At 47.0% G+C, this 13,238-nt stretch carries 11 protein-coding genes; 9 read left to right on the top strand and 2 right to left on the bottom strand.

The genetic code is table 11. The features are described from left to right. Positions 1 to 64 precede the first annotated feature (64 nt). The 6 genes from QUA97_RS15320 (at position 65) to QUA97_RS15290 (ending at position 8,094) form a co-directional block, all read left to right on the top strand. The gene (locus QUA97_RS15320; protein ID WP_194009233.1) at positions 65 to 727 is read left to right on the top strand and encodes a vWA domain-containing protein; all 663 of its coding nucleotides are present in this window, start codon (positions 65 to 67) and stop codon (positions 725 to 727) included. Between the two features lie 409 nt (positions 728 to 1,136). Next, a complete protein-coding gene (locus tag QUA97_RS15310; protein WP_333087286.1) occupies positions 1,137 to 1,916 on the top strand; it encodes a PP2C family serine/threonine-protein phosphatase in 780 nt (259 codons plus the stop codon). 38 nt (positions 1,917 to 1,954) lie between these two features. Next, positions 1,955 to 2,626, top strand: coding sequence for a hypothetical protein (locus QUA97_RS15305; protein ID WP_333195146.1), 672 nt, complete (start codon positions 1,955 to 1,957; stop codon positions 2,624 to 2,626). Positions 2,627 to 2,777: 151 nt separating this feature from the next. Further along, a complete protein-coding gene (locus QUA97_RS15300) occupies positions 2,778 to 3,470 on the top strand; it encodes a hypothetical protein (protein ID WP_333195145.1) in 693 nt (230 codons plus the stop codon). Positions 3,471 to 4,033: 563 nt separating this feature from the next. Then, the gene (locus QUA97_RS15295) at positions 4,034 to 5,785 is read left to right on the top strand and encodes a ribonuclease III domain-containing protein (protein ID WP_333195144.1); all 1,752 of its coding nucleotides are present in this window, start codon (positions 4,034 to 4,036) and stop codon (positions 5,783 to 5,785) included. Positions 5,786 to 5,976: 191 nt separating this feature from the next. Beyond that, a complete protein-coding gene (locus QUA97_RS15290; protein ID WP_333195143.1) occupies positions 5,977 to 8,094 on the top strand; it encodes a DNA-binding protein in 2,118 nt (705 codons plus the stop codon). 56 nt (positions 8,095 to 8,150) lie between these two features. On the opposite strand, the gene QUA97_RS15285 is transcribed toward QUA97_RS15290, so the two are convergent. Beyond that, positions 8,151 to 8,291 carry a hypothetical protein gene (locus QUA97_RS15285; RefSeq protein ID WP_194071094.1) on the bottom strand — a complete coding sequence of 47 codons (141 nt, stop codon included), beginning with the start codon at positions 8,289 to 8,291 and terminating at the stop codon, positions 8,151 to 8,153. A 2-nt stretch (positions 8,292 to 8,293) separates the two neighbouring features. Further along, a complete protein-coding gene (locus QUA97_RS15280) occupies positions 8,294 to 9,397 on the bottom strand; it encodes a precorrin-8X methylmutase (protein ID WP_194071093.1) in 1,104 nt (367 codons plus the stop codon). Positions 9,398 to 9,689: 292 nt separating this feature from the next. Here QUA97_RS15280 and QUA97_RS15275 point away from each other — a divergent pair, with 292 nt between their 5' ends. The 3 genes from QUA97_RS15275 (at position 9,690) to QUA97_RS15265 (ending at position 13,016) form a co-directional block, all read left to right on the top strand. After that, entirely contained in the window at positions 9,690 to 10,790 is a 1,101-nt protein-coding gene (locus QUA97_RS15275; RefSeq protein ID WP_194071092.1) for a flagellar assembly protein H, read from the top strand. A gap of 113 nt (positions 10,791 to 10,903) precedes the next feature. Then, positions 10,904 to 11,029 (top strand): hypothetical protein, encoded by a 126-nt coding sequence (locus tag QUA97_RS15270; RefSeq protein ID WP_333195142.1) that lies wholly within the window; start codon positions 10,904 to 10,906, stop codon positions 11,027 to 11,029. Between the two features lie 73 nt (positions 11,030 to 11,102). Further along, positions 11,103 to 13,016: a heavy metal translocating P-type ATPase gene (locus QUA97_RS15265; protein ID WP_333195141.1), complete on the top strand. Its 1,914-nt coding sequence runs from the start codon at positions 11,103 to 11,105 to the stop codon at positions 13,014 to 13,016. The last annotated feature ends 222 nt before the right edge of the window (positions 13,017 to 13,238 follow it).

Raw genomic sequence — 13,238 nt, 5'->3', positions numbered from 1 at the left:
CTACTGGCTAGGGTAGAAAGTAACAAACCTAGAAATCAAGCCACTCCAAGGTCAACCCCGAACCATGAGACTAGACGAAGCTGTTGAATTTGCCGAAAACCCAGAGCCGCGCTGTCCCTGCGTTTTGCTGCTGGACACCTCCGGCTCCATGCAAGGCGCAGCCATAGATGCCTTGAATGAGGGGCTGGAAGTTTTTAGGAATGACCTAATTAAAGACGAACTAGCTAAAAAGCGAGTTGAAGTCGCGATTATTTCCTTTGACAATAATATCAAAGTCGTGCAAGACTTCGTGACCGCCGACCAGTTCGAGACACCGCTGCTGACAGCCCAAGGACAAACCCACATGGGCGCGGGCATTCAGCTCGCACTAGATACCATTGCCGCCCGCAAATCCGAATACCGCAACAACGGCATCACTTACTACCGCCCGTGGGTATTTATGATTACCGACGGCGAACCTCAAGGCGAATCAGATGATGTTGTGGAAATAGCAGCACAGCGAATTAAAGAGGAAGAAACGAACAAGCGCGTGGCATTTTTTGCTGTCGGAGTTGAAGGTGCTAATATCTCCCGTCTCGCAGAAATTGTCGATCGCACTCCTGTAAAATTGAAAGGATTAGACTTTCGAGAGATGTTCATTTGGCTGTCGGCTAGTATGCAGAGAGTTTCTCACTCAAAAATTGACGAACAGGTAGCACTGCCGCCGCCCGGATGGGGAACTGTTTAGTTAGTTGTTAGTTGTTAGTTGTTAGTTGTTAGTTGTTGGTTGTTGGTTGTTAGTTGTTAGTTGTTGATTGTTAGTTGTTAGTTGTTGATTGTTAGTTGTTAGGGCTCATTAGTTAATAATAGTAATAGATTCTTAAGGAATCTCTCTACAAAATGAACACAAACTAATAATTGATGAGACAGATTGTAAAGCAGAGATCCGAACTCAGGATTTTTTTTGATTCTTTTATGGAATAGTTCAATCTAAATTGCTGCTTGATTCTCATAGCCAATAACCAATAACTAACAACTAATAACCAATAACCAACAACCAAAACCCACAACTAACAACCAACAACCAATAACCAATAACCAATAACTGTTGACTAATGACTGTTGACTAATGACCACAGACTAATAACTAATGACTGATGACTAACGAATCTGAACTATTGAGTAATTGGCAAGTTGTAGCGGCATCCGTGACGGGTACTAGCCACGAAAAACGATCGCAGCCCTGTCAAGATGCCCACTGCTGGCGCGTCTTGGCCAACGGTGTTTTGGTAGCAGCAGTTGCTGACGGCGCGGGCTCGGCTGCACTGGCAGAAGTTGGGGCAAAAATTGCTGTAGAAGCGGTTGTCGAAATGATTTGTCAACAGGATTTGCAGCCTGAGAATGACGGCGAATGGCAGGTATTTTTGACAGCTTCTCTGCAAGTCGCGCGGGCGCAGGTGGAAGCAGAAGCGGCTGTGCGGGAAGTGCCGGCGAGGGATTTGGCTTGCACTTTAATTGCGGTTGTGGCGACACCGGAATTAATCGCAGTTGCTCAAATTGGTGATGGTGCGGCGGTTGCGGGCGATAGTGAGGGAAATGCGATCGCCCTGACAGTACCCCCTTGCGGCGAATATATCAACGAAACCATCTTTTTGGTTTCGCCAAATGCGATCGAAACAGCGCAATTTCAGGTAATGCGGCAACCGCTGCGGCACTTGGCCGTGTTTTCCGACGGCTTGCAAATGCTAGCTCTCAAAATCCCCGAAGGTACGCCCCACAAGCCGTTTTTTACGCCGTTGTTTCGGTTTTCGGGCGAACCGAAGGAAGAGTCGGATGCAAAAGAGCAGTTAGAGTCATTTTTGCGATCGCCCAGAGTTTCCCAACGCACCGATGATGACTTAACATTATTGTTAGCAAGTCTTTCTGGTGATGTCTAACATATTCAAATCTACTTAAAAAAAGCCAGATAAAAAATATGACTGCTCCACTAATTAGTGCCAGAAGTTTGTTACGAGAAGCATTTGCTAGTATGGGAACTATATACGTTCCCCACTTGATTATCGGCTCTCCCCTGTTCATATTTAGCGTGCTGAAACTTTCAGGAAAACTAGGTTCAACAAGTGTTGCTTTGAATATTATCTACTTATGTGTTTTAATTCCTTTAGTGAGGGGAGCCTTGATTTTCTACCTTTACAGAAGTTTCACAGGGAATCAAGTAACTGTGAACGAGGCTTTCCAACAAGCAAACAGGAGGTTGTTGCCCCTCATATTGGTTTTTGGTAAGTCGGCGGTGATGGTTTTTGCAGGCTCCATTGCACTAATAATTCCAGGAGTTTATTTAGCCTGTCGCTTACTATTTGCACCTTGCGCTACCGTCATTGACAACTGCGCGGATGTGGACAGTCTTAACAGCAGTTGGCAATTAACTAAAGGACGCGAGTGGTTGCTATTTCGATCGAGCTGCTTGGTGTCATTTGTGTATTTTATCCCAGGACTATTGATAACCATATTAATTGATCCGACAGGAATATCCCTAGCATCTAATCTCGCGGGTAATGCAACTGTCTTTTTAGTTGCACCGTTGACAAATGTTTTTGGAATTTTATTGTACCTGCGCCTGCGGGAATCGGCAGCAACTATTAAATAGACATCTCCTAAAAATCAAGTTAAGGGCTGTCAGGATACCTACCCCACAACAATTGTTCGAGATGTCTAACGAGATATGAAAATTTGGCGCTGTTCTATAATAAAATCGAGGTGTAAACAATTCTGGTTTAATCTGTACAGTAGGTCGTCACTTGCAAGCACAAGATATTAAGGATAAGCTCAACTCCCTAATTAGCGCAGCAGATCGAATAGATCCGAGTTTGGCGAGAAGATTGGAGGAAATCAATCGCTGGGTAAAGGATCTTAAACCCGGTTCGCTAACTGCTAAGAAATTTGTGATGGCTTTTTTGCTGCAGCTTATCCGAGATTCTCAGGTTTGGCTGGCGGTTCAATCTCTACCTTCGGAAATAGAAAAACAAGCGGCGTTTGAGTTAATGACTCCGGGAGAAAGGTATTGGTACGGCTATTTATTTCCTAAATGGCTGAACGAAAACGATCGCAAATTTTACATCTGGAAACAAAAACTCAAGGCTGGTGAATTCGCTCCGGCTGACGATATAGTGATTCGGGCGATCGCATCCCGGATTGTGGAACGCCAAGGCAGTTTTTTGTATCGCTATGTTGCCGATCTTTCTATGGCAACTGATTCGATCGTTAGCAACCGCCAACAGCAGCCCCTCTGCATTCAAGTCACTACTCTTTCTGATGAGTTTTCCGAACAAAAATATCAAAAATGGCAACAAACTCTTCAAGATTGGGGGATTGACAGAGGATTATTTTTAAGTTATGATAGGAACGATGCAAATTTCCTGAACCAGTTAGTTAACATTGCATTATATAATAGTGATAATTTGCCCCCAGGTCGTTACCTGAAGTTCCCGTAAATCTACCAAATCTGCTGCTGAGAATAGTTCGACTCCTAAAAACTCGGTGAAGAAGAAATTTTGAATTGCCTCATATATTCCACAACTCTAGACGGTCAAAATCTAAGCCTCAGTTCGCTTCTCTTGTCCGGGAAGACTGCGCCAAGATTTTTCCTCCCATTTTCTGTTTCCGGGAGGGGTATTCTGCCAGACTGCGGCCACAGGCATAGCTGTCAATTTAATGTCAAACTTAGTATGGGTCTGCTGTTTGATTATTAGGCCTTGGATCGCCCTGGCCCCTCCAATCTATCGGGGGGACAAGAGTTTTTTATTGCGTCCTCCACTTAAGGGGGATTGAGGGGGATCGAGATTCGGGTATAAACGAAAAATACAAAGGTTTTTAAGCGATTGTTGACATCATGAAGGGCAACAGGCGATCGATACGAATGCTAAGCAACGGGAAGATTTACCGCAGCAATCAATAGCGGTAAGGTTCCTAATTTGCACCCTAAGAAAGATAGAGATTTGATTGTATCGCAGTGAAATTGTTGGAAATAAAATCAAATTACATCAAAATCAATACTATGACAGTACAAGGTACAAGCACCGTTGAAAGCAACTTGCAAAAAGTCTTGGAAGAACTGGAAGCAGCCAGGAAAATGCAGGATGATTGGATGGATCGCGGGGTAGATTTTGTTGATTTGTACGTGGAAGATGCAGGCAGTGATTGGTTGGAAAAATGGGATGAATGTGAAAAAGAATTAAAGCAGATAAAAATTCAAAAGGTAGATGTTGAAGCAGTCAAAGCAGCGATCGACCTGCAGGACTTCGGGCAAACCGAACTGCTGGAAATTGCCTTGACTAGCCGCTGGCAGCTAGGCAACAAGTGCGATCGCCAAACGGGGAAAGAGGTGAAGCAGCAACGGCTGTCACTCCTAGGCGGAGCGATTTTTGATGCTGTTGTTACCGACTACCTGTACCGCACCTATCCCGATCTGAACTGCGATTATATAGCAACGCTAAAAAGTCGTTTAGCAGACCAAAAAAAAATTGCCGAATTAGCACAAAATTTAAAATTGAGCGAATTTGGTCGGCCTGTCGGTAACTGGAAAGAAACAGACAATGGCGAGTATAATAATTTTTTGTCTCAGACTTTTGAGGCATTGTTTGGGGCGATTTACTTGGAGTTCGATCGCAATTTTTACCGTGCGGGTAAATGGCTGATTGAACGATCGGTCGAAACAACTCTCAGCCAGCATATCGACCTAACTCAGCGGCCGGAAAGTGCGCCAGAGAACGAACTAAAACGGCGGGAAATCCTGGGTGCGGCGATTCTAGAGGCGATCGCGATCGACTATCTGTACAACCGCTTTCCCGAACGCAACAGCAGCCAGCTAACTCGCTGGAAAAATCTGTTAGCCGCCAAAGAGATTTTCCCCAAAGACTTTAAGGCAAAATTAGGCAGTCATTACTTGGAATTGAACAGCAATTTCTCGCGTACCCGCGACTGGTTGGTGGATAACTTTATCAAAACCGCAGTTGACGAACTAATAGAGGAAACCGACACTCAACCAGAATATCTGATTGACAGTGCCAACCCGGAATCGCTACCAGAATTTGTCAGCCGGATTGCAGACAAAAAGTGGAGAAATGAATTTTTGAGAGTCGCAGAAATTTTGCAACCTGCTGACGAACTTGTGCTGCTAATGCAAGAAAAAATTGACAGTATGGCAGCTAAAGATCAAACCTTGCAGCAGTTGCTAATCTGGGCCAATCAGAAGTCGGTGTCAGTGGAAAATAATTTCAATAAAGGGGAAATTCGGGCCTTTTATGTGGCCTTGGTTTGTGTCTTAGATTTGACTTTAACTCGCGTCCTCGAACCAAGTCTCGATTTTGATAAATCGAAAGTTTGCAAGTTGCGAAATTCTTTGGCAAAAGCAGGCAAAAATGTAGAATTTGCGGAGTATTTCGGGATGGGAAAACTGGAATTTGACGAGGATTTGACTGGTGTATTGGTGGGAATATTGGGGCTGAATATTGAACCGGAACTCAAACAACTGCTGCAACAATTTCAGCATCAGATGCCAGATTTGCAAAATTGGAAAAAGTGGCGGAAAGAATGCGGCAATAGTTGGCTGGCAAAATTTAAGAGCGCGATCGGCTACAATTTAGATTTTGGCCCCCAACAACAAACCTTGCTGAAACAGTATTACTACGCCTACAACTTGCTGGTGGAATGCCTCAACACCGATAATTGTCAGGTGACACCCGCCGTTAAACAAAAAATTGAGGATAAGATGTTATTGTCCGTGGATTTGAAGCTGATTCACGTCTAATTTGCATGGGAGGGGCGAGACACCCTTCCCACGAACAACCACAATAAAATTGGTTTGTACTGAGGACTTCAGTCCGCATCAAATAAGAGAGGACTAAAGTCCGAACGATCGAACCCTATAATGGTTGTTTGACAGGTCAAATGTATTGAGTGCTGTTAACTTCCAAATCCTCTATCCCCTAACGGAATTCTATGCAGTTGCAGCGCCAATTTAGCGGACAACTGATTGCGATCGACAGCAACAGCGCGATCGCCAGCGGCGGTGAAGGTCGCATCTACCCGATCGCCCAAGATCCATCCCTAGTAGCAAAAATCTACCACAAACCGACAGACGAAGACGGCGACAAACTCACAGTCATGTTCAGTATGCCGCCGGATGCGCCGATCGCCGAACCGGGACACGCCTCAATAGCTTGGCCAGTCGATTTGCTGCATACTGTCGGCGGGCGCGAAAAAATCGTCGGTTTTGTGATGCCGCGCGTCAAGAAAGTGATGCCAATACACACTTTCTACACTCCCAAAACCAGGCGCGAACAAAAACCGCTATTTAGCTATCTTTACCTCCACCGCACCGCCCGAAATCTCGCCTCGGCGGTAAACGCCCTCCACGTCAGGGGTTACGTCATAGGCGATGTGAACGAGTCGAACATTTTGGTGACGGATACAGCTTTGGTAACGCTGGTAGACACCGATTCGTTTCAAGTGCGCGATCCTTATACGGGTTACGTTTATCGGTGTCCCGTGGGGAAACCGGAGTTTACCCCGCCGGAATTGCAGGGACAGACTTTTCGGGATATCGATCGAGCTCCAGAGCACGATTTGTTCGGTTTAGCGGTGCTAATTTTTCAATTGCTGATGGAAGGTACGCACCCGTTTTCGGGGGTTTATCTCGGTAGCGATGAACCGCCGCCTTTGGAAGCGAGAATTCGATCGGGCCATTTCCCCAACGGTACCAAACGGATACCCTACCGCCCGATGCCCGCAGCGCCGCCCTTCGATATGCTGCCGCCCAGGCTGCGGCAGATGTTTATCCGCTGTTTTGAGGAAGGACACCTCAATCCGGCGGCGCGCCCGGATGCGAAAACTTGGGTGAATGCGATTCGGGAAGCGGAAGATTCTCTAATTACTTGCAGCAAAAACACTCAGCATAAATACGGAAATCATTTGAGTCGGTGTCCTTGGTGCGATCGGGCAAAACTCCTCAAAGGCCGCGATCCGTTTCCTTCGCGACAAGCAGTCAACAACGGATTGCACTTGCAGCCCGCCAAAACCAAGCGTAAAAAGCCCCAACCCACAGCGCCTGTGAGGGACACCGCACCGCGCCGTCAATACTCCTCAACGGGGCTGCCGCGCCAACTAGGCCAGTACGCAGTGCCACTGTTACCGATGCCGATGTCTTCTCGGAGTCGGACTCCTGCGGCGAGGGCTCCGGTGGGCAATTTGGAGCGTATTGTTCGGGATGCGGCTTGGGGTGGTGTTTGGGGTACTTTGTGTTTGGCGGCGGCGGCGGGGGTTTTTTCGGCTGTGGCCCAGGGCGGCGGCGCGATTTTGGGGGCGATTTTTGTCGGTTCGATTTGGGGAAGTTTTTTTGGGATGATTTGGGGGATTTTTACTTTGCCGCCGAACCAGATTTGGCGGAAGTGGGGAGGGGTTTTGGTGGGGACTCTGTGGGGGGCTTTCTTTTTGGCTGCGATCGGCGGTGCGGTGTTTGGGGTGATGAGTGAAAATCCGGCGATCGGGCAGGGGATTTTGTCCGGTGCGGGGGTTGGTATGGTGTGGGGCTTTGTTTGGACTGTTTGCAAGCCTCCTCTGGCGATGCCTGTCGGGAGGACGTGGGGCCGGCGGGGAGCGTATTTGGGAGCGGTTTGGGGAGCGTTTGCGGGTACTGTGGCTGGTATTTTGTTGGGGGCTGGCCTGGTGGTTTGGCAGCAATATAGCGGGCCGGTGCGATCGGTGAACGAGTTTGCGAGTTTGTTGCTGGCTGTGGCGATCGTGGCGGCGGGTGTGGGTGCTGTTGGGGGTGTGGTTTCTGGTAGTTTGTTGGGTGTTTGCGGGTTTTCGCCGAAGCTGCCGGTGTCGTTTCAGCCTTCGGGTTGGAGGGGTGGAACTTTGGGGGCGATTTGGGGCAGTTTTTTGGGGACTTTTGCGGGTGCTGTGTTGGGGGCGGGGGTGTCTGCGATGTTTCCGGCTTTGGGGGCTGGGGTGCCGATGCAGTTTGCGCCTGTCGCGGGGGCGATCGTGGGGGCTGGTTTGGGGGCGATTTGGGGTGTGGTTTCGGGTGCTGTTTGGGGGGCGTTGGGGAAGTGGTGATTTGATTTAATGGTGTTTGTATGGCCCATCACGAGTATATTGACCTCTTCTATAAGTCACGGGATAGATACAAAAACCGCAGATTTCAGGCCGATAAACGCAGATAATTGCAGGAATCGATCGCACCCCCGCAGATTAGGTAAAAACCCGGTTTTTTTGGCATAAATGCGTCCGGGAATGTCTAATCTAAATCCCATCTTCACTTCAGATGACAGTGGCAATTCGGCTTTTCAATCAAAGACTCAACCAAAGCATTTAAAGCCACCGCCGCCAATAAGCCACCGCCAAAAGTTCCCACCGTCGTAATATAAGGAACGCCCGATCGCACTAACCGCCGTTTCGCCACCGGAGAATGACTAAACCCGATCGGCATTCCAATCACCAAAGCCGGTTGCAGTTGCCCGTTTTCGATCGCCTCACACACCGCCATCAGCACAGACGGCGCATATCCTATCACCAATATACATTTTTTTTCCAATTTCAACAACTTTTCAAACCACTCACGCTCAGCCCAAAATTCCTGTTCAGCTTCCGCCGCAGCATTGATGTGCGGATCGTCAATTAAAGTTGCAATACTTATTCCCAAATGCGCCAATCTTGTGTTATCCAAAGCCGCAAACACAGGCGGCACATCAGCCACAATTTGACATTGATTTTTCAAAGCTTCCCGCGCCGATTTAATCGCCGTGGAGCTCAACTTCACAAACGGCAGCAGCGAACAATCACCGCAAGCTAACACCAGTTTAGAAAGCAAGTCTACCTCAATTTCCGAGCGATCGCTCAAATCCGGCAACAAATGCTGCAACGACTCCCCAAACGCCTCCGGGTGAGTGTGCGCCCCCGCATCCCAACCCTCCCAAAGTTGTTCCAACTGTCCCAACTCCCCGTCAGTTTGCGCCTGCAACAGCCTCAATTGCGCCAGTGCGCCCGCTTGCACCGCTTGACACGAAAGATCCCGCCCCAGCAATCCTTCCAGTGCACAAGCCGTTTCTCGGAGGCGAACAATCTGCTGAATTACCGACAGATATTGCTGTTGCAAAGCCGCCACCAGCGCGTCAGGAGAAGCATCCGCATCAGTTTCTAGCAATTTGCGGATGTGAGACAGTTGAAAGCCTTGTTGCTTGAGTGCGACTATTCTTTGAAGTCTTTGCACGTCGCTGCGGGTGTAAAGTCTGTAGTTAGAGGTCGATCGCACGGCAGGAGATAGCAGCCCCAAAGCGTGATAATGCCGCACCATCCGAGGCGTAATTGTGCCTTTTACCGCTTCAGTAAGTTGTTTGATTGTCAGGTATTCTTGTTGCACAACACCAATTCTGCAAACTAGGACTAAATCTTCTAAATTATATCCGATATCTGTAGGTAAACGGCATTGCTGTGTCCGGCGCGGGACTATGCAATTTTTAGAATTAATGTTCTTATTGAATAGCGTTTAATCTTTAAAATACTCAATTTTTAGAAGTGTTATTGCGATAAAAAAGTAATTTATATTTTGTGATATCTTTCTATTTTGCCCTAATTTAACATTTAAAATATCGCTTTAAAACATGATAAAATTAACTGATGCAGTGAATCCAAAATCTAAAATCTAAAATCGAATGACTCGATTAATTCACGATCGCTTTGCCAAAGAATACCTAGAAGAAATGCTGTCTCCATTAGGAACAGTCAATATCGGTCGCGATGTCACTTCCGAAGTGCAAGAAATCGATGTTTACTTTACTCATGAAGCCACAGTCCCAGAACATATCGAAAACTTAGGATTGTTGGGGCAACTAGCAACTGCAACGGCAATTTTTGAACCGTTCCGCAACCCGGCAACTATCAGGGAAGTTGTCGGTTGCATCAGCAAATTGTTTGATATTCAGAGCGAATTAGAGCGAGAAGCCAGAAGAGACAATATTCGACTTAACGAAAATGATTTTCCGAAATTGTGGATTCTCACTCCCACAGCGTCAGAATCGCTGTTAAACGGGTTTCGCGCACAACCAGACGAACCCAATTGGATGCCCGGTATCTATTTTTTGGGGGAATATTTGCGATCGGCAATTGTGGTAATCCATCAGTTGCCAAAAACTCCCGAAACCTTGTGGCTGAGGATTTTGGGCAGAGGAAAGGTGCAGGAAAAAGCAGTGGCCGAGTTGATCGCCTTGGCTACAGACAACCCCCTGCGAACTAATGCGTTAGAATTGCTGTATCGACTGCAATCAAACTTAGTAGCAAATTTAGAACAGCCCATAGAAACAGAAGACCGGGAGTTAATTATGACTATCGCACCTCTCTTTCAAGAACAGTTACAAGCAGCACAGGAACAAGGATTAGAACAAGGATTAGAACAAGGATTAGAACAAGGAAGACAAGAACAACAGCGCTTAATTTTAGAGAATTTTCTGCGAGTGAGATTTGGAGAACTAGACTCGTTGATGATAGCGTTTCTCTCTCCCGTGTCCAGGATACCTGCTGCCGAATTTACGGTGATTTTACTGGCGATATCTATGCTAGCGGTGGATGCAGCAGGCAGGCAAGAAGCGGTGAGATTGTTAGCAGAAAATGTCTTGGCACTGCGGTTAAATGAATTTGGCGATAGTTTACCTACACTGGTTGCTAATTTGTTGGCTTTACCTGTCGCAGAGTTGACATTGTTGTTGGAACAATTGCCTCAGTTATCGGCTGATGAATTGATTTCCCGATTGGGATAGATATAGTCTTGGACGCACGGGTGGTCAGAAACCGGGTTTTTAGGAAAATACTTGATTGTAGCCGACAGATTCGGTAAAAAACCGGGTTTCTTTGGCTTGATGTGTCCAGGACTATGTTTGTTTGTCCAGGACATGGCAATGCTGTTTTCTTACCAGATTTACCGACAGTTTATCGCGGTTTGCGATCGCCCGAAATACAGGAAACGGCAGTGTCGTTTCCCTACCAGCAGGGAATTTAAACAAAAAGCTTGACATTGACATTAATGTCAAGGTTTACGATGCAGGAGTCATTCTACCAAGTCAAATTTTCCCATGACTCCCAATTCCCTCCCCACCTCGCGCCTGTCGCGCCTCGCCGCAGAGCACCCAGATGCTGTGACTGCCGCCCTGTGCGGAATTCTGGTAATTTTGGGTTCGATCGCCCTACAAGTCGGTTGGCTGGGCTTAGCGGTGTTAATTTTGCCCGCTGCTTACGTAATCGGCGGCTATTCCAGCACCCGCGAAGGCTTGACTACGCTTTTTCAAGAACATGAATTAGATGTAGATTTGTTGATGATTGTTGCTGCTTTGGGTGCGGCTGGTTTGGGGCTGTGGCGGCAAGAATATCATTTAATTGTTGACGGTGCGGTGCTAATTTTAATCTTTGCAATTAGCGGCGCGCTGGAAGGTTATGCTATGCAGCGGACTGAACGCAGTATTCGCAGTTTGATGAGTTTGACGGCGGATACTGCTAGGGTGATAATGTACGATGGGGAACGGTTGGTGGCGATCGACAAATTGGCAATTGGCGATCGGCTTTTAGTCAAGCCCGGAGAAATTATTCCCACAGATGCGATAATTATCGAAGGCTACAGCACCCTCAATCAAGCCTCGATTACGGGCGAATCGATGCCCGTGGAAAAAGTTGCTGGCGATGAAGTCTTTGCAGGCACGATTAACGGTGCCGGCGCGCTACAATTGAAAGTTCACAAAACTCCCGAAAGCAGTTTGATTCAGCGAGTGATTCGGCTGGTACAACAAGCACAAACAGAAGCGCCTCCTTCTCAGCAATTTGTGGAAAAGTTCGAGCGCGGTTATGCTAAATTAATTGTCGGTTTAGGCTTGTTGTTGGCAATTTTGCCGCCTTTTGTTTTAAACTGGAATTGGGAAGATACTATCTATCGGGCGCTGATTTTCCTAGTAGTCGCATCCCCCTGCGCGCTGATGGCTTCGATTATGCCGGCGCTGCTTTCGGGTATGGCTAACGGTGCAAAACAGGGAATTTTGTTTAAAAGCGGCGCGCAATTGGAGATAATTGGTAAAGTCCGGGCGATCGCCTTTGACAAAACCGGAACTCTCACCACGGGAAAACCTGAAGTTGTCAAAATTGTACCAGCAGCCGGATATACTGAAACAGAAGTTCTGCAATTGGCTGCAGCCCTCGAAACTCATTCCGAACACGCGATCGCCCAAGCAATTGTCCAAGCCGCCCAGCAGCAACAGTTATCGTTGTCAAGTGCGATCGACGTACAAGCAAAAATCGGTCGCGGAATAGTCGGCAAAGTTAACAATCAAACAATTACCATTGGTAAAGCCGATTTTGTGCAAGCAACTTCGGAGTTGACTCACATCAGCCAACAATTGCAAGCAGAGGGAAAAACAGTTGTTTGGGTAGCAAAGGGCGATGAACTTTTGGGCATCATTGCAGTCGCAGATACAGTCCGCCCGGAAGCAGCAGCCACAGTAAAACGCTTGCAAAATTTAGGTGTAGAACATATCATAATGCTGACAGGCGACAACGAACAAACCGCTCAATACATCGCCCAACAACTAGGCATTAACGAAGTGTACGCCGAACTTTTGCCTGAAGACAAAGTGCACCTAATTAAAAAGCTGCAAACCCAGTATCAAACCGTCGCAATGGTAGGAGACGGCATCAACGACGCACCAGCCCTAGCCCAAGCTTCCGTGGGAATTGCAATGGGAATTTCCGGTAGCGATGTCGCTTTAGAAACTGCTGATATCGTATTAATGGCAGATAAATTAGAACAACTAGGTAAAGCAATTAGTTTGGGCCGCCGCGCTCAAAATGTAGTCAAACAAAACATTGTTTTTGCGCTAAGCTGCATTATACTATTGTTGGCTGCTAATTTTTTAGGAAATATCACAATGCCGATCGGCGTTATCGGTCATGAAGGGTCTACAGTTTTGGTAACATTGAGTGGTTTGCGGTTGCTGAGACATTAATTAAATTACTCGTTACCAGACACGCAGCAATCAAATTAAATCCACAAAAATCCCAGAAACCTGGTTTCTTTCCCGATATTTCGCACTCAACCTAAATCTTCAGAGAAACCCGGTTTCTCGCCACGCAGCAATCAAATTAAATCCGCAAAAATCCCAGAAACCTGGTTTCTTTCCCGATATTTCGCACTCAACCTAAATCTTCAGAGAAACCCGGTTTCTCGC

Origin of the sequence: Microcoleus sp. CZ3-B2 (assembly GCF_036705055.1) — a bacterium.
Classification (GTDB): domain Bacteria; phylum Cyanobacteriota; class Cyanobacteriia; order Cyanobacteriales; family Microcoleaceae; genus Microcoleus.
This window is presented reverse-complemented; position numbering and strand designations above follow the sequence as displayed.